Raw genomic sequence first — 17,739 nt, 5'->3', positions numbered from 1 at the left:
CAACTATATTCACTCGGAGAGTTTTATAAGGAAACATTGCCAATGCAGATCACCTCAGCAGATAAAAATGATTTAGCAGCTCTATATACACTGGAGCACAAGTTATTTGGTCATCACGCTTACCCTCAATTTTTCTTTCGACAAGCATTTGATTGTTGGTCTCAAGGTTTGTTGGTGGCCAAAGAAGAAGGGCAAATAGCTGGTTATGTGCTGATGGCGACAAGTGATGAACAAAACACGCAATGGATTCTGTCATTAGCGGTAGATGCAACACACAGAGGCAAGGGGGTTGCGCGTTTGCTAGTGGATAAGGTGCTAAGTAAAGTTGAAACAGGCTCAGTAGTGAAGCTAACCGTTGATCCTGACAATATACCTGCCTTCAGACTGTACTCATCGCTTGGCTTTGTTGTGGTCGCGGAAGAGGATAACTATTTTGGCGATCAAGAATCGCGCTTGGTGATGCAACTCGCTCGCTAGTGCTGCACTTCTGTGAAACAAATCCGCACCTAATCAGTGCACAACCAAATATAAAGAGAAAACGGATCTTTATAAGTTATTGAAAATGAATGGTATTAATAGTTGGCATTGGGATTGCAAATTAGATTGTGTTCATCGTTAACTCGATGCGCCGCTTTCCCTTAGCAGGCGGTTAAGCGGATAGGGTATTACTTTTTTGAGCTTTTATAGGCAATGCAGCCTCTCTCGTTTCGGGAGAGGTTTTTTTTCGCTTTTAGCTCGCCATTGGAAGCAAAAATCAGGGGGCTTAATGTCGCAAGGATGCAAGAAAACCACTTGTCCCTATTGTGGTGTTGGATGTGGTGTTGAGGTTAATGCTAAAGGAATTGTTGGGGATGCGTGTCATCCGGCAAATGCGGGTTCATTGTGCGTAAAGGGTGTGGCATTGGCAGAAAGTTTAAATATGCCGTCACGGTTGTTGTATCCGAAATTTGTAAGTCAGGAGCGACCCCAGGGTAAGGAAGTACAGTGGCAGCAGGCGACAGATCTGATTGCAGAAAAGATCCACCAAGCAAAGGCGGAGTTTGGACCTGATTCCGTGGCAATGTACGTTTCTGGTCAGTTGCTGACAGAGGACTACTATATCGCCAACAAATTGATGAAAGGTTACGTCGGCAGCGCGAATATTGATACTAACTCGCGTTTGTGTATGTCTTCGGCGGTTGCGGCTCATGTACGAGCATTTGGTGAAGATGTCGTTCCCGTCAATTACGATGACATTGATAATACCGAACTATTGATCATATGCGGTGCCAATACCGCATGGACACATCCTGTGTTGTTCCGCCGAATCCAACAAGCGAGAGAGAAGAACCAAAATTTAAAATTGGTGGTGATTGACCCTCGTGAAACGGTCACCGCGCAGCAAGCGGATTTGCATCTACCGATTAAAAACGATGGTGATGTGTCACTCTTCAATGGGCTGCTCAAGTTTCTTATCGAGCAGCAATACATTGATTCTCAATACATAAACTCCTATACCGACGGGTTTGAGGCGCTTGCAGAAGAAGTTTCTGATTTGCGTTACGATGTCACTAATCTAACGTCTTCCATTGGCATTTCAGAAGAAAAACTCACGACATTCTTCCAATGGTTTGCGCAAAGCCCAACCGCAATCACGCTGTTTTGCCAAGGGGTTAACCAAGCCGAAAATGGTGTCGATAAAGGCAATGCCATTATTAATGCACATTTGGCGTCAGGTAAAATTGCCAAGTCAGGTTGCGGACCATTTTCTATTACAGGTCAGCCGAATGCGATGGGCGGGCGAGAAGTCGGTGGATTGGCAAATCAATTAGCTGTTCATCGTGCTTTTGACGCAGAGTCTATCAAGCAAGTGCAGGCGTTTTGGGATTCACCAGAAATTGCCACTCAGCCCGGTTTAAAAGCCGTTGAGCTGTTTGAGGCGGTAGAACGTGGTGAGATTAAAGTTCTTTGGATCATGGCAACCAATCCCGTTGTCTCTTTGCCAGATAACCAATTGGTAAAACGTGCACTACAGATTTGTCCGTTTGTGGTTGTTTCCGATATCACAGCGGATTCGGATGTAGCGCATCACGCAGACCTGTTGCTGCCCGCCGCTGGTTGGGGTGAGAAACAAGGTATGGTAACTAACTCTGAGCGTCGACTTTCTAGGCAACGCCAGTTTCAAATGCCTCCGGGTGAAGCAAAATCAGATTGGTGGGCGATAAGCCAAGTCGGACAAGCTCTGTGTGCATTGGAAAAGACACAAAATGGTTTTGCATTTACCTCAGAACACGCGGTATTCAGGGAGTATGCGGCGATGACAGGCATGAATGCAGATTCGCCATTGAAGCTAGATCTTTCTCAACACGCGAACTTAACCGAGCAAGAATACGAAGAGTGGGTGCCGATACAATGGGGAGGAGAGCGTCCTTTTTCTGATGGCGTCTATTCACACCCAGATGGAAAAGCGCGTTTTGTCGTGACCAGCGAATTGCCTCAACGCTTAGAGAGAACAAAAGGCTGGTGGCTCAACACGGGTAGGCAACGCGATCAATGGCATACCATGACGCGCACAGGGCATATCGCACACCTTGCTGCCTCTGAGCTAGAACCAACCGTGTACATGAACACACTCTCTGCTACTCAAAATCGCTTAAAAGCAGGACAACTCACCAAGCTGTTCCAGCCCAATTCAAACACCAGTATTTATGCCAAAGTTGCCATTGACGAGGGGTTAGGTTTTCAGGAGCTGTTTATGTCAATGCACTGGGCGGGTCGATATGGCGGTGAAAGCGGTGTTAACGCAATAGTAAACAGCGCGAAAGACCCTATTTCTGGGCAGCCTGCGTTTAAGTCGTCTTATGTTGAAGTGCAAGACACAGCAGTAAAAACCTACGGTATGTTCATCGGTACACAGTTTGATTCCGGCAAGTTTCTCTACAGCGCATTTCAAGCAGAAAGTAATCTGGGCATCTGGCGCTTTGCACACGATAAAAGACCAAAGAAGCAGAGTTTTTGTCGAACGGAAAAGAGCCGCAGGATTACGATAGATATTGCCCAGGGTTGGCTAGCGGTGGATTACGACTTTGTTGGAGACGTTCGTATCATTCGCTCTGTTTTAGTGGTGTCTAGTGAACCAATTCAAACCGACTACACCAACTTTACCGGCTTGATTGGCAAACCTATGGAGCTATCGCAACTGCTTACCATCACTCAATCGCAAAGCAGTGCCAAACTGGTCTGTAGTTGTTTTCGCGTCACCGATAAACAAATACATGACGCGATGGAGAAACAAGACTGCACGTCAGTGACCCAACTTCAAAACAAACTCAAATGCGGTACTAACTGTGGCTCGTGCGTCTCTCAAATCAAACAAATGGTCGACAGCCATCAGCATCAAAAGGGCAAGCAGCAAGCGAACCAGCAAAGTCTGGCTATTCAAATAAAGTAAGTCACAAAGAGGATAAGCACATGGAAGCGCCTTATCAAAAGTCTTGGTTTAAGAAAGGACAAGCGAGTCAGAAACAAGAACGCTCGTCTCGCTTTTCTAAGCATGATCAAGCAAGCAAACTGAACCAACTTTTAGAAAATAACAACGCAACTCTAGATGCGAACCAAAAAGGTTTTGTGTCGATTGTTGGAGCAGGGCCGCACGATCCTGACTTGTTAACCGTGAAGGCTGTGAAAGCGATTATGTCGGCAGAGGTTCTGTTGTACGACCGTTTGGTTAACAAAGATATTTTGGAGTTGGCTTCGCCACAAGCCGATTGGATTTACGTGGGCAAACGATGCGGACAACCAAGTATTGGTCAGGAAGAAATCTGTGATTTGATGGTATTGCTCGCTCAGCAAGGAAAGCGAGTTGTACGCTTAAAAGGGGGAGATCCTTTCGTATTTGGCCGTGGAGGCGAAGAGGCGTTAGCACTCGTCAAACACTCAATCGCTTACGAAGTCATCCCCGGTATTACTGCTGCGATTGGATGTTCAGCAAACAGCTTGATTCCGCTGACTCATCGTGGCGTTGCTCGCAGCGTTACCTTTGTGACAGGGCAAGTGGTAACAGGCGCATTTGAGGCGTGGAGCCAACTGATGCAAAGCGGACAAACGTTAGTCTTCTATATGGGGTTAGAAAAGTCATCGCAAATACAAACGGGTTTAATAGGCTCTGGTTTGAGAGAAGATTTCCCTGTCGCGATCATCACTCATGGTTGTAGTCCACAGCAACAAGTATACGTTACCCAACTCAATCAGCTCAATGATTTATCGATTACACTTAAAGGCGTGAGCCCAGCATTGATTGTGATGGGAGAAGTTGTCAAACTGCGCGAACAACTAATAGAAACCGTACAGTCAGTGACGGAATACGAGGGAATATGAGCAGCATTTTGGAATGTATAAGAACAGTCGGTCGTGGCGAACGTGGTAGAAAACCACTGAGCTTTGACCAAGCGTTTCGAGTTATGGATGAATACCTAAACGGTGAGTGCGATGATGATCAGATGGCGATGTTATTGATGCTGATCCGCGTACAGAATGAGACTCAACAAGAAATCGCTGGCTTTGTGAAAGCATTCCAATCCCGCATGCCAGCTATTGGTGCAGACATCGACTGGCCATGTTATGCAGGTAAACGTGAAGCGGCAGGTCAACCTTGGCATCTGTTGGCAGCGAAGATCCTTGCCGATAATGGTCATAAAGTTTTGATGCATGGCTATCACGATCGTCAATCTGGTCGTTTACACGCCGAAGATTACCTCGATAAGTTTGCTATTACGAAAGCGGAATCAGCAGAAGACGCAAAGCGTGTGTTAGAAACACAAAACATTGTGTATCTGCCGCTGAGTGCGTTTGCGGCTCAAGCAGAAACCATGATCGGTTGGAAGAATCGTTATGGGCTTAGAACGCCGATTAATACCGTGGTTCGAGCATTGAATCCGGGGCAGGCGACGGTTGGTATTCGTGGTAGCTTCCATCCTGGATTCCAACAACTTCATGCTGAAGTCGAATACGAGATTGGTCAAACCGCTCATGCCGTTGTGTCATTCAAAGGACAATCGGGTGAGTCAGAATACAACCCGAAAGTAAGTCAAACCGTATGGTTAAGCCAAACAAGCGGCGTGACATCGCATTACTGGACGGAGCAAATGCTGTCTGAGGTGCCAATGCCTGCGAACTGCCCGTTTGGGACGTCAGAAGATGACATGAACCAAATGGCGAATACGGTTCTCGCTACCATGACAGTGGTCTTGTTTGCACAAATGCATGATCGAGAAAAAGCCTTTGAACGTGCCTTTAGTTATTGGCAGACGTACTGTCATTACGAGTAATTTTGAGTTGACTGGCTAAACCAAAGTATTGGTTTTAGACAAATCCACTCAAAACAAACAACGCAAAGTTGTTGAATCTGAATCCATTATCTATTGTTTGAAGAAGGTTAAAGATCCTAGCTCACCAGTGATGTGTTTCACCACCTTGCTCCGTATCAGAGAGGTGAAACTGCAGTTTTGACCTCAATTGCGCTCATTCTTTGCTTCGCTTTTGAGAATTAGAAATTCCCATATGGTAAGACACAGAGGACATGGATAATGGTTCTAAAGCATACCACTCCCACTAAAAAGGCTTCTCATCCTATCCCGCAAGAAGCCTTCGATTGGTACGATGAATACGCACACGGAAAGATCTCACGCCGCGAGTTCCTCAATCGACTCGGTGGGCTCGCAGTGCTGGGTTTTAGCATGACAGCACTTGTTGATGCGCTAACTCCTAATTACGCGCTTGCGGAACAAGTTTCATTTAACGATCCTGACATCAAAGCAACTTACGAAACCTTTCCATCTCCAAACGGGCATGGAGAAGGGCGTGGTTATTTGGTGATGCCACAGAAGAAGACCCTGAAATCGCCGACCGTATTGGTGATTCATGAAAACCGAGGTCTGAACCCTTATATCAAAGACGTGGCTAGGCGACTTGCAAAAGACGGTTTTATTGCTTTTGCTCCAGATGCGCTATACCCACTTGGTGGCTACCCGGGGAATGATGATGAGGGTCGCGCTATGCAGAAAGAGATGGACAGAGCCAAGATTGAACAAGACTTTATTGCCGCAGCTAATTTCCTCAAACAGCACGAGGATGGGAACGGTAGGTTGGGGGCGGTCGGGTTCTGCTTCGGTGGATACATCGTCAATATGCTTGCAGCAGTAATGCCAGAAGAGTTGGATGCAGGTGTGCCTTTCTATGGAACACCCGCGGCGCAAGAGATCCAAAAGCAAGTCAAAGGACCGTTGATGATTCACTTTGCAGGGCTCGATAAGCGTGTTAACGACACATGGCCTGCTTATGAACAGCAATTGATTGCAACCGACGCACAGTATCAAGCGCTAATGTATGAGAACGTCAATCACGGTTTCCATAACGACTCAACAGCCCGCTATGCGCCAGAAGAAGCGGCGCTCGCTTGGGAACGCACACTAGGATTCTTCCAACAACATCTCGTTTCCAGTTAATAACGCTTCAAGTTTAGTTGGCACAGTCCTTGTTATGTCTCTCTTAGTGAGTGAGATATAAACAAGGAATGTGCATGACTCAATCAACGTCAAAAACACCCATCATAGTATGCAGTGATAGCCTCCAAGAGCAGGCTCGATTATCGAGCTTATTGAGCAAAGATTACGACGACATCATCGGTTGCCAATTGGCACAACTAGAAACGTTAGTGCAACGAGAACCGTCAGCAAGCGTTGTGGTTGGATGGCAGCAACCAACCGCAGAACTGCGTTTGATCGTCGATTTCTGCCGCAGAAAATCGGCACCACTTCTTATCGTCTTAAAGCAATTATCATCCAATGATATCAATCGTTTATCAGAAAAAATGGACTATGTGCTCATGCCGCACGATAGTGAGTTTGCGCTTCAGCCTTGGATTGAACATGCGACATTAGTGAGAGCGAAATTCGAAAGTATGCAATCGGAAATTGAATTACTGACCAATAAGATTGAAGAGCGCAAGCTGGTGGAAAAAGCCAAAGGTCTGCTGATGAAGATGCACAACGTTGATGAAGAACAGGCTTATAAAGCGCTAAGAAATTCAGCCATGCAATCGAGCCAAACGCTCGCACAAGTTGCCAAGAATTTGATAACTACTTTGGAAGTGTTGGATTAGTCGTTCTACCACTTTGGGGTTAGAGTGCGTTTTCTAACGTGGTGCGTGTTGCACTATCAGCAAGCAATAACAGGGAATAACAAACGGTAGAATAAACTAATTGGTTGTATTTAAAGTAAAAAATAAGTTGGCACAGTAATTGGATTAGTAGAGTTAGGTTTATTGTTGAATCGCTTATCTCAATTATCAACGGCGGTAATTGTAGACTTAGCAACGGCGCTACTGCTCTTCGGAGTAGTGGCGCTTTTTTTATGGGAGCAAACCAATGAAATGGAGTTCGATGCTGAAAGTGTCAGCAATTTCGTTATCAGTATTCACCACGGTCAGCGTGAAGGCAGAGTTGGGTGAGCCAGAAATTGAAGACCTGAAGTTTGGTTTTATTAAGTTAACCGATATGGCACCGCTGGCGGTTGCTTATGAGAAAGGCTTTTTTGAAGACGAAGGCTTGTACGTCACTTTAGAAGCACAAGCAAACTGGAAGGTGCTATTAGACCGAGTCATCGACGGTGAGCTTGCTGGCGCGCACATGCTTGCTGGTCAGCCATTGGGCGCAACGATTGGTGTCGGCACAAAAGCAGAAGTGATTACCGCGTTCAGTATGGATTTGAACGGCAACGCAATCACGGTTTCCAATGATACTTGGGAACAGATGAAGCAATACATTCCAAAACAACCAGATGGTAAACCAGTTCACCCAATCAAAGCGGATGCCTTAAAACCTGTGGTCGACAGCTATCTGGATAAGGGTAAACCGTTCAACATGGGCATGGTGTTTCCTGTATCGACGCACAACTATGAGTTGCGTTACTGGTTAGCGGCAGGCGGGATTCATCCAGGTTTTTACGCACCAGATTCAGGCGATAACAGTGGCCAGTTGGATGCTGACGTTCTATTGAGTGTTACACCGCCACCACAAATGCCAGCCACAATGGAAGCGGGCACGATCAAAGGGTACTGCGTAGGCGAACCATGGAACCAGCAAGCCGTATTTAAAGGTATTGGTACGCCAGTCGTGACCGATTACGAGATCTGGAAGAACAACCCAGAGAAAGTGTTTGGTGTTTCCAAAGCTTGGGCTGAGAAGTATCCAAACACGCACATTCGTGTAGTGAAAGCCTTGATTCGAGCGGCACATTGGTTGGATGAAAACGACAATGCCAACCGCCAAGAAGCAGTGAAGATGCTATCAAAAAGCGAATACGTCGGAGCCGATGCCGAAGTTATCGACAACTCGATGACGGGCACATTTGAATACGAGAAAGGCGACAAACGAGACGTGCCAGACTTCAACGTGTTTTTCCGTCATAACGCCACGTATCCGTATTACAGCGATGCGATTTGGTATCTGACCCAAATGCGCCGCTGGGGACAAATCTCAAGCGAGAAATCCGATGATTGGTACATGGATGTCGCAAAAGAGGTTTACCGTCCGGACATTTACCAACAAGCGGCTCAAGCGCTAATTGAAGATGGTGTGTTGAGCAAAAAAGACTTCCCAGATTTCAGTGCTGAAGATGGTTTTCGTGCGCCACAAACACACTTTATCGACAATATCGTTTATGACGGTCGTGAGCCAAATAAATATCTAGAGAAGTTCTCTATCGGGCTTAAAGGAAAAGACAAGGTTTAACCATAACGATAAACGCCACAGGCGAGGGGATTCGCTTGTGGCAACAAGGATGTAAATTTCTTAGGAGTGAGTATGTCTAGTAATGTCATTTCCCTTTTTCCTGCTAAGCAGGTAGTGAACCGAAGTCGGTTGGTGCTTTTGCCAGTCATTGGCTTGCTGATCTTTTTGGCAATGTGGCACTTAGCAGCGAGAGAAGTGCAAACTTCATTAGGTACGCTACCGGGACCTGTGCAAACTTTTCAGCAGTTCAGCAACCTTGTCGATGACCATTGGCAAGAGCGAGAAAAGGAACAAGCGTTTATCGAGCGTCAGGAAAAGCGCAATGCTGCAAAGTTAGCCGAAAATCCAGACGCCGAAGTAAAGATTCGTCCTTACACTGGTAAACCGACGTTCTTCGATCAAATCATAACAAGCTTAGTGACTGTGACTGCAGGCTTTTTGTTGGCGACGGTTATCGCGATTCCGCTTGGCATCGTGCTTGGTCTTAATCAAGGGCTGTATCAAGCGTTCAACCCAATCATTCAACTGCTCAAGCCAGTATCACCTTTAGCTTGGCTACCCATCGTTACCATGGTTGTAAGTGCCACTTATGTGAGTGATGACCCGATGTTTGCTAAGTCGTTCATTAACTCTCTGATCACAGTAGCGCTATGTAGCTTATGGCCGACGCTGATTAATACCGCTGTGGGTGTAACGAGCGTTGATAAAGACTTAATCAACGTGAGCAAAGTGCTTCAACTTTCGTGGTGGCAGCACATTCGTACCATCGTTTTACCTTCTGCCATTCCAATGATCTTCACAGGTTTACGTCTCTCTTTAGGTATCGCTTGGATGGTATTGATTGCGGCAGAAATGCTCGCTCAGAACCCAGGGTTGGGCAAGTTCGTTTGGGATGAGTTCCAGAACGGCAGCTCGGCATCATTGGGTCGCATCATGGTGGCAGTCATCACTATTGGTTTTATCGGTTTGATGCTCGATAGAGGCATGCTGCAACTTCAAAAGTGGCTGTCTTGGAATAAACAACAAGCGTTGAGATAAGGGAAAAGATCATGGAAAAAGCATTATTAGATCTAACGCGTTTAGGGATGCGATTCCCAACGCCAGATGGCGAGTTCATCGCGCTTAAAAACGTCGATTTACAAATCAATAAGGGCGAGTTTGTATCCCTAATTGGTCACTCTGGCTGCGGTAAATCAACGGTATTGAACTTAGTCGCAGGGCTACACATGCCAACAGATGGTGGTGTGATCGTTGATGGACGAGAGGTGGCAGGACCGGGACCAGACCGCGCAGTGGTGTTCCAAAACCATTCATTATTGCCTTGGTTAACCGTGTATCAAAACGTTGAGCTCGCAGTAAAACAAATTGCCGGCAAAAAGGGCAAAGCGTGGATTCAGGAACAAGTGAATCACTACTTGGAGTTGATTCAAATGCAGCATGCCGCGCACAAAAAGCCGGATGAAATCTCGGGCGGTATGAAGCAGCGAGTCGGCATTGCGAGAGCATTGGCACTTCAACCAAAGGTTTTGCTGATGGATGAACCATTTGGTGCGTTGGATGCGTTAACACGTGCACATTTGCAGGATGCACTGATGAAGATTCAAGCCGAGCTAAACAACACTGTCATCATGATTACCCACGACGTGGATGAAGCGGTGCTGCTCTCCGACAAAATCGTGATGATGACTAACGGACCGGCGGCAACTATTGGTGAAGTGTTAGAAGTGAATCTGCCTCGCCCTCGTGAGCGTGTCGCACTGGCTGATGATGCGCAGTATCAGAAGTGTCGACAAGCCGTGTTGAAGTTTCTTTACGAGAAGCAATCCAAAGTCGAGATTCCTGCTTCGAAAGAAGACCAACCCAAAACCGCAGCGCAAACGGCATAAGGAGGCAGCGATGAATAGTCCTTTAACGATTCCAGTAAAGAACGCATTGAGCCACATCGTTGTGGTAGGTAACGGTATGGTCGGGCAACACCTTGTCGAGCAATTAGTGCAGAAAAACGCGCATTTGAAGCACCGAATTACCGTGATTGGTGCAGAGCGCTTTATCGCGTATGACCGTGTACAACTATCTTCTTTATTTGCGGGTAAGTCTCATGATGATTTGATGCTGAGTAACCAAGAATGGTACGACATGCATGGCATCCAACTCGTACTTGGCAGCCAAGTAACAGGCATCGACAGAGAGCAAAAGCGCATTCTGCTTGATGGTGAAGATGTGCTGGGTTACGACCAACTCGTGCTCGCGACCGGCTCGTACCCATTTGTGCCGCCAATTGAAGGTAAAGACCGCGACAACGTGTTTGTCTACCGCACGCTTGATGACCTTTCAAAAATCAAGAAGGCATGTGAAGGTGCAAGAGCGGGCGCAGTAATTGGTGGTGGCTTATTGGGTTTAGAAGCGGCAAACGCACTCAAACTATTGGGGCTAGAAACTCACGTCATTGAGTTTGCACCTCGCCTCATGCCCGTGCAGTTAGATGATGGTGCTGGCTTAGTGCTAAAAGAGAAGATTGAAGCACTAGGGCTAACCGTTCACACCTCAACGGGTACGGAACGAATCTGCGATGGTGAAACGGCTAAGCATCGCATGGTGTTTAAAGACAAAGATCCTCTCGAAGTGGATGTGATTGTCTTTTCCGCAGGCATTCGCCCTCAAGATGAGTTGGCAAGATTGGCCGAGCTAGAAGTCGGTGAGCGAGGCGGCATTGTGATTAATAACCAATGCCAAACCAGCGATGAGAACATATACGCGATTGGCGAATGTGCCCTTTGGGAGCAGAAGATCTTTGGTTTAGTCGCACCCGGTTACACGATGGCGAGAACCACTGCCGATGTCTTGACTGGGATGCCAAGCGAAGGTTTTAAAGGTGCAGACATGAGCACCAAACTCAAGCTGCTTGGGGTGGATGTGGCGTCTATCGGCGATGCACAAATGCAAACCGAAGGCGCTCAAGAAATGGTCTTGCAAGATGCGGTCGCAGGCATCTACAAAAAGCTGGTGGTTGATGCGAGTGGCACTCAATTGCTTGGTGCGATTCTCGTTGGTGACAACAGTGACTACGATGCGCTCTTACAGTGTTATTTGAACAAAACTGTCTTGCCAGACCACGCAGCGAACCTGCTGTTTGATACTGGAATGCTGGACGGAGAGATGCCAGACAGCGCCATCATCTGCTCTTGTCACAACGTCACAAAAGGCGACTTAGTTGCCGAGATTCAAGCCGGCACTACCAACCTGACAGACCTTAAAGCCAGCACCAAAGCCGGTACTGGCTGTGGTGGCTGTAGCAATATGGTGAAGTCTGTATTGGATACTCAACTGGCAGCTATGGGGGTAGAGGTCAACAACCACCTTTGTGAGCACTTTGAGTTAAGTCGCCAAGAGATGTTCCATATTTGCCAAGTGGAACAGATCAAAGACTTCGATACCTTAATTGCACTGCATGGCAAAGGGCATGGGTGTGATATTTGTAAGCCGACAGCGGCATCTGTGTTCGCTTCTTTGTGGAATGAGCACATCATGGAGCCTCAGCATCAATCTCTGCAAGATTCTAACGATGCTTTTATGGCGAACCTGCAAAAAGATGGTTCTTACTCAATTGTACCTCGTGTGCCAGGCGGCGAAATCACACCAGACAAACTTATCGTGCTAGGCGAAGTTGCTCAGCAATACGATCTATACACCAAAATCACTGGCGGTCAGCGCGTGGATTTATTTGGCGCGCAGTTAGAACAGCTTCCTGAAATCTGGCAAACCTTGATTGATGCTGGTTTTGAAACAGGGCACGCCTACGGCAAATCGGTGCGCACCGTGAAATCTTGCGTCGGTTCTACGTGGTGTCGTTATGGTGTTGATGACTCGGTCGGATTAGCCATTGAGTTAGAGAACCGCTACAAAGGATTGCGAGCGCCCCATAAGCTTAAGTTTGCCGTATCGGGCTGTACTCGCGAGTGTGCAGAAGCGCAAAGTAAAGACATTGGGGTGATCGCCACTGAAAACGGCTGGAATCTATATGTTTGCGGTAATGGCGGTATGAGACCAAGACACGCAGATTTGTTTGCATCCGACTTATCCAAATCAGAGTTGATCACCATGATCGACCGAGTATTGATGTTCTACGTCAGCACCGCAGATCGCTTGCAGCGCACGTCTGTGTGGATGGAGAACATGGAAGGGGGCCTAGATTACCTTAAACAAGTGATTTTGGATGACTCTCTGAATCTATGTGATTCTTTGGATGAACAAATGGCACGAGTCGTAGATACCTATCAATGTGAGTGGAAGAGTACGCTGGATAATCCTCAAAAATTGCAACGGTTCCGTCCTTTTTTGAACAGCACGTCGGGCAGCAAAGTCTTGCCGTACCAACGTGTGCGCGGTCAGCGTATTCCAGTGAAACAGGAGGTGTAAATGGCAGCTTTAACCAAAGTGAAATTGTGCCAGCTTGATGACTTAATGCCGTTCATCGGTGCCACGGTGTTGATTGAAGGCGAGCATGTCGCGTTGTTCTACATTCCTGATAGCGGTGTTTACGCCGTTCAAGATTGGGATCCAATTGGTAAGGCTTATGTGATGAGTCGAGGGATTGTCGGTGATATTGATGGTGAGATGTGTGTTGCATCACCACTGTATAAACAGCACTTCAGTTTAAAGAGTGGGCAATGTTTGGAAGACGATGCGCACGGTCTAAAAAAGTGGCAAGTAACGATCGACGATAATCAGGTTTGTTATTTAGCCGAAGAATGATCCTCGAAATTAGCTTGCTCGATATGAGTAAATTCTTAGCGTAAGAGACAAGCGAATAAAGCTCCAGAGACAGCACAGTATGGCTCTGGAGCTTTTTACTATTTGGAAGGATTCACTTGAAGTTCGGTATAGCCAGTCGAGTCGTCCATCGCTCTAGTGAACTCAAGTTCTGAGTAAGAATGGATGATCAATTCCGCGGTGGTATCTATAACCGTGCCTTCCATTAAATGCCCACCCCAAACTCGTCCTTCACGATCAGACACCGAGATATGAACGTGTTGATGTTCAGGCGTTAGAGTTCCCATCACAGAGACGATTTCAAATGGCTCTTGTTTGGTTAACGTACTCTCTGCACCTGCCAAACGAAGGTTGAGGTGAGAGATACAGCCAACGCATGAAGCAATCGAGCCTGCTTTGATACCATGCTGCTCGACCAATTTCGCTAGGCTCAGCTTTAAGTCCATGCCTTTGGTAAGGCGTACTGCTATCACTTCAATCGACATGTTATTTCCTAATCAAAACCAGTAAGCAGGAAAGCGCGGTATCCAAGTCGGCATAACGTTTGGCTTTGCCAAGCACGCGCATGCCTTGCATGTTGTTGAGAACAAAACGAGCAAGCTCTTCTGGTTTCAGCGTTTTCGGCACTAAGGTTTCTTTTTGTGCATTGGTCAGCGCATCCGCAATGATGTCGATAAGATGGTCAAACAAAAAATGCCCTTTACGCAGTACATCATCGTCTTCACCAGCGTGCTCAATCAACGCATTTTGGATAAAACACCCACAGTTGCGTTTGCGTTGCAGCTCAGCAAAAGATTTAAGGAACGATTCCAACTCAGGTAAAGACGCATCGTCTTTTTCCAAATCATTCAGTGACGGTAGCGAGACCTTTTTTAAGTAAGTATCGAGCGCTTCGTAGTAGAGCTGTTGCTTGTCACCATAGGTGTTGTAAAGACTGAAGCGGTTGATGTTTAACTCGTCGGTGAGATCCGAGATCGACGTGTTCGCAAAGCCCTTGCGCCAAAACACATCCATAGCCACGAGAAGCTTTTCATCTCGGTCGAAGTTGGCTTTTCTTGCCATAAATTACCTGCCTGGGTCTGCTTATCGGGTAATTAAATTGCTTTGGAGGGATGGTACAGAGAACCTCTAGCGTTCGAACTGAACCAATATGATGAATACCCATCTATTCTTGGGTATCAGCCTCCAAATTCATGTGAACTCACAAACGGCATCAAAAATCTCGCTCAGCAAACAGACCCACAACTGTTTGAAAATTTTTGATAGTGAAGTTCTTGACTGATCGTTTATAAACTGGCTACAGTATATCCTAACCAATCGGTTAGAAAAAGATAAAAGGATGTGAAATGAAGCTCTATGAAACCGCAATGACTCCAAGTTGTAAGCGAGTTAGCATTTTTCTAAAGGAAATCGGTGGCGAGGTTGAGCGAATTGCGCTGAACGTTCGTGAGGGCGATAACCTATCTGAACCGTTTAAATCGAAAAGCGTGAACGGCAAAGTGCCTCTGCTGGAATTGGATGACGGCACGACGATCTGTGAAAGCGTGGCGATTTGTCGCTACCTAGATGAAGCGTTTGAAAATGATCTGGCGCTGTTTGGTGCTAACCAGCTTGAACGTACTCAGGTGGAAATGTGGCATCGCGTTGTCGAATTCCAAGGCTTGTACACGGCTTTTCAGGCGTTTCGCAATATCACAGCAATTTACCAAGACCGTGAAAACTGTGTGGCTGCGTGGGGTGACGAGTCGAAATCTCGCGTATTAGAATTCCTACCAATTCTCGACAAACGCTTGTCAGAAAGTGAGCACATCGCCACGGACAACTTCACCATCGTAGACATTACCGGCTACATTTTTGTTGGTTTTGCCGTAAATGGTTTGAGTATTGAAGTGTTCGAAACCTACCCAAATATTGCACGTTGGTTTGAACAAGTATCGGTGCGTGAAGCGTTTCAAGGCTAACTTATAGCGTGATTTTTCTAAGCAGCAAGGCTTTTGTAGACTTGCTGCTTTTTGTCGTTTTAAGCGCAAAGATCTTCAATTTGTTCAGGTTTTCTCTTCTTTTTCTACCTTTCTCCTATAATTAACTCTGTTAATGAAACAACATCAATTGGCTCTCACGGCGTTTTGGAACCTTGAGTTCTTAGTTTGTAGACGTCCCAATCATTATTGGACTTCACCAAGTAATGAAGGACACCAAGCGACAAGGAGAGGTTATGCGTGTTCGAAGTAAAACCATCAATGGCGTGTTGTGTACGCTGCTCGTAGCGTCTGTGTGCGGACTCGTTGCCATGTATCAGAACCATAGTCAGCAGCATCAACAAATCGAGTTGCTGCGTGGGCAATTGATGGAAAAAGAAAACCAAATCGTCATCTCGAATGAGGCGTTGTCTTACACTCGTTATCAACATCAACTTTTAGCGGAAGATTACAGCCGTTTCAGAGATGCCCAATCCATGAGTAGCGTACTGCAATAGAACAAACAGGCAAGGAGAGGTATGAAGTCCATATTGTTGGTCGACGACAGCAAAACGGTCCTGCTCTACATGACCAGTGCATTGCAAAAGCAAGGGTACGAGGTCATTGCCGTTGAAGATGGTGAGTCTGCGTTAGAAGTGCTGACTCACCGAACTGACATTCAGTTTGTCCTCAGTGATTTGATGATGCCGGGCATCAGTGGTATTGAGCTTTGCCGTGAGCTTAAATCGTCGGCGTTTTCCCGTTATATCTTCTTTGTGCTTCTCTCTTCCCGTAACGATCAAGAATCCATCATCAAAGGCATGGATGCAGGCGCTGATGACTTTGTCGACAAGAAGACATCTGTAGAGGAACTACAAGCGCGCATCCGTGCGGGCTTTCGCACCTTAGAACTGCACAATACGCTCACGACAAAAAACCAAGAGCTCGATTTAGCGTATCAAACCATTCAGCAGGATTTGGACTCTGCCGGAGAGTTAATGGAGCAACTGTTGCCCGTGGAAGAACAAATTCACACGGCACAATTTAGCTTCACTTATGTCCCTTGTGCCAAGATCGGTGGGGATATGTTGGGCTATGTCGAGCTTGATGAATCGCACGTTGCGTTTTATGTCTTCGATGTTTCCGGGCACGGTATTTCTTCGGCGTTAATGGCGTTCTCGATTCAACAAACTTTGTCACAACGTAACAAATTGGAGTCGATAACGTTAGACTGGAGCGACAACGAATACCGCATCAGTGAGCCTGCTGCTGTGATTGAAAGGCTTAATCGACGCTACCAGCAAACGCAAAACAGCAAGCTCTATTTCACTATCGAATATGCCGTGTTGAACACCGAAACCGGTGAACTGAATTATTGCACAGCAGGGCACCCTAAATTCGTTTGGCAACAGACGGAACAAAACCGCTTGGAACTTGTTGGCGACAACAACTTCATCGTCGGGGCATTGGAGCCGATGATGTACCAAGGTGGAAGTGTCCAACTTAAGCCTAATGACGTACTTTGGTTCTTCTCCGATGGCTTATTGGAAGCCAAGCAAGGCGAGGAGCTTTACGGCATTGACCGACTGCTAGCTAACATCGAAGGGAGTAAAGCGATGCCAGAAAAGGCACAAACCAATTCCGTTTTGGAGCAAGTGCAAAGCTGGCAAGGAAAACCAGAAATCGACGATGATGTGAGCTTGTTGAAAGTGCAATGGTTGGGCTGTGCACAATCGCAAGCCGTTAAGTCGACAAGTTCGGTATTCCAGAAATCCTATCAAGCGTCTTTAGAGGTTTCACGCCAAGCGAGTCTCGAATTGGTTGGGTTCCTTCAACAACATTCGGTTTCTTCTCATGTCGCGCAAACTCTAGAGTTGTGTGTGGTTGAGTTGATGAACAATGCTTTCATTCATGCCTATCAAGAACAAACCGAAAAAACGGTTGAGTTAGAATGCGAACTAACACAAGGTGAGCAGCAAAACATAGAAGTGCGCGTATTTGATTATGGTAATCGCATTTCTGATGAAACCTTCCAAAGTTACACCTCAAAGCAAATTGAGACGCCAAATCTATTCGATGAAGAGAGTTGGATGCCTTCAGGGCGAGGTTTGATGCTCATAGCCCAAATGACAAACGCGTTTTCTGTATCACATCAAGGGGAGCGCAATTGCTTTACGGTGGTGATAACTCCCGACGAAAAGACAAAGTCTATAATCCTTTAAAGACTTTATCCGTGGAAACCA

At 46.5% G+C, this 17,739-nt stretch carries 16 protein-coding genes; 14 read left to right on the top strand and 2 right to left on the bottom strand.

Going from position 1 to position 17,739, the window contains the following annotated elements; genetic code table 11:
- The first annotated feature begins 42 nt into the window (after nt 1–42).
- From NL647_RS05060 to nirD, 11 genes are all read left to right on the top strand, one after another.
- Entirely contained in the window at nt 43–477 is a 435-nt protein-coding gene (locus NL647_RS05060) for a GNAT family N-acetyltransferase (RefSeq protein WP_253649749.1), read from the top strand.
- Between the two features lie 289 nt (nt 478–766).
- Nucleotides 767–3,430 (top strand): nitrate reductase, encoded by a 2,664-nt coding sequence (locus NL647_RS05055; protein WP_253649748.1) that lies wholly within the window; start codon nt 767–769, stop codon nt 3,428–3,430.
- Nucleotides 3,431–3,450: 20 nt separating this feature from the next.
- Nucleotides 3,451–4,356: a uroporphyrinogen-III C-methyltransferase gene (gene cobA / locus NL647_RS05050; RefSeq protein ID WP_253649747.1), complete on the top strand. Its 906-nt coding sequence runs from the start codon at nt 3,451–3,453 to the stop codon at nt 4,354–4,356.
- Nucleotides 4,353–5,306, top strand: a complete 954-nt coding sequence (locus NL647_RS05045) for a glycosyl transferase family protein (protein WP_253649746.1) — start codon at nt 4,353–4,355, stop codon at nt 5,304–5,306. Before cobA ends, NL647_RS05045 begins: the two co-directional genes overlap by 4 nt.
- A 258-nt stretch (nt 5,307–5,564) precedes the next feature.
- On the top strand, nt 5,565–6,482 hold the full coding sequence (locus NL647_RS05040; protein WP_253649745.1) for a dienelactone hydrolase family protein: 918 nt from the start codon (nt 5,565–5,567) through the stop codon (nt 6,480–6,482).
- A 74-nt stretch (nt 6,483–6,556) separates the two neighbouring features.
- Entirely contained in the window at nt 6,557–7,138 is a 582-nt protein-coding gene (locus tag NL647_RS05035; protein ID WP_017818738.1) for an ANTAR domain-containing response regulator, read from the top strand.
- A gap of 265 nt (nt 7,139–7,403) precedes the next feature.
- Nucleotides 7,404–8,768 (top strand): CmpA/NrtA family ABC transporter substrate-binding protein, encoded by a 1,365-nt coding sequence (locus NL647_RS05030; RefSeq protein WP_253649744.1) that lies wholly within the window; start codon nt 7,404–7,406, stop codon nt 8,766–8,768.
- Nucleotides 8,769–8,840: 72 nt separating this feature from the next.
- Nucleotides 8,841–9,806 carry an ABC transporter permease gene (locus tag NL647_RS05025; protein ID WP_017818740.1) on the top strand — a complete coding sequence of 322 codons (966 nt, stop codon included), beginning with the start codon at nt 8,841–8,843 and terminating at the stop codon, nt 9,804–9,806.
- 11 nt (nt 9,807–9,817) lie between these two features.
- Entirely contained in the window at nt 9,818–10,654 is an 837-nt protein-coding gene (locus NL647_RS05020; RefSeq protein ID WP_009696301.1) for an ABC transporter ATP-binding protein, read from the top strand.
- A gap of 10 nt (nt 10,655–10,664) precedes the next feature.
- A complete protein-coding gene (gene nirB / locus NL647_RS05015; RefSeq protein WP_253649743.1) occupies nt 10,665–13,184 on the top strand; it encodes a nitrite reductase large subunit NirB in 2,520 nt (839 codons plus the stop codon).
- Complete coding sequence (nirD, locus tag NL647_RS05010) at nt 13,185–13,520, top strand: nitrite reductase small subunit NirD (RefSeq protein ID WP_253649742.1); 336 nt, start codon at nt 13,185–13,187, stop codon at nt 13,518–13,520.
- 98 nt (nt 13,521–13,618) lie between these two features.
- Here nirD and NL647_RS05005 read toward each other — a convergent pair whose 3' ends face one another.
- Both NL647_RS05005 and NL647_RS05000 read right to left on the bottom strand, forming a co-directional pair.
- Nucleotides 13,619–14,023, bottom strand: coding sequence for a PPC domain-containing DNA-binding protein (locus tag NL647_RS05005; protein WP_253649741.1), 405 nt, complete (start codon nt 14,021–14,023; stop codon nt 13,619–13,621).
- Nucleotide 14,024: 1 nt separating this feature from the next.
- Nucleotides 14,025–14,600 carry a TetR/AcrR family transcriptional regulator gene (locus NL647_RS05000; RefSeq protein ID WP_005375904.1) on the bottom strand — a complete coding sequence of 192 codons (576 nt, stop codon included), beginning with the start codon at nt 14,598–14,600 and terminating at the stop codon, nt 14,025–14,027.
- 284 nt (nt 14,601–14,884) lie between these two features.
- Here NL647_RS05000 and NL647_RS04995 point away from each other — a divergent pair, with 284 nt between their 5' ends.
- The 3 genes from NL647_RS04995 to NL647_RS04985 all read left to right on the top strand — a co-directional run bounded on the left by NL647_RS04995 (nt 14,885) and on the right by NL647_RS04985 (nt 17,718).
- Nucleotides 14,885–15,499: a glutathione S-transferase gene (locus tag NL647_RS04995; protein ID WP_253649740.1), complete on the top strand. Its 615-nt coding sequence runs from the start codon at nt 14,885–14,887 to the stop codon at nt 15,497–15,499.
- Nucleotides 15,500–15,753: 254 nt separating this feature from the next.
- The gene (locus tag NL647_RS04990; protein WP_005443088.1) at nt 15,754–16,014 is read left to right on the top strand and encodes a hypothetical protein; all 261 of its coding nucleotides are present in this window, start codon (nt 15,754–15,756) and stop codon (nt 16,012–16,014) included.
- A gap of 21 nt (nt 16,015–16,035) precedes the next feature.
- Nucleotides 16,036–17,718: a SpoIIE family protein phosphatase gene (locus tag NL647_RS04985; RefSeq protein WP_253649739.1), complete on the top strand. Its 1,683-nt coding sequence runs from the start codon at nt 16,036–16,038 to the stop codon at nt 17,716–17,718.
- Nucleotides 17,719–17,739: the final 21 nt, after the last annotated feature.

The sequence above is a fragment of the Vibrio sp. Y29_XK_CS5 genome, assembly GCF_024181835.1.
Classification (GTDB): domain Bacteria; phylum Pseudomonadota; class Gammaproteobacteria; order Enterobacterales; family Vibrionaceae; genus Vibrio; species Vibrio harveyi.
This window is presented reverse-complemented; position numbering and strand designations above follow the sequence as displayed.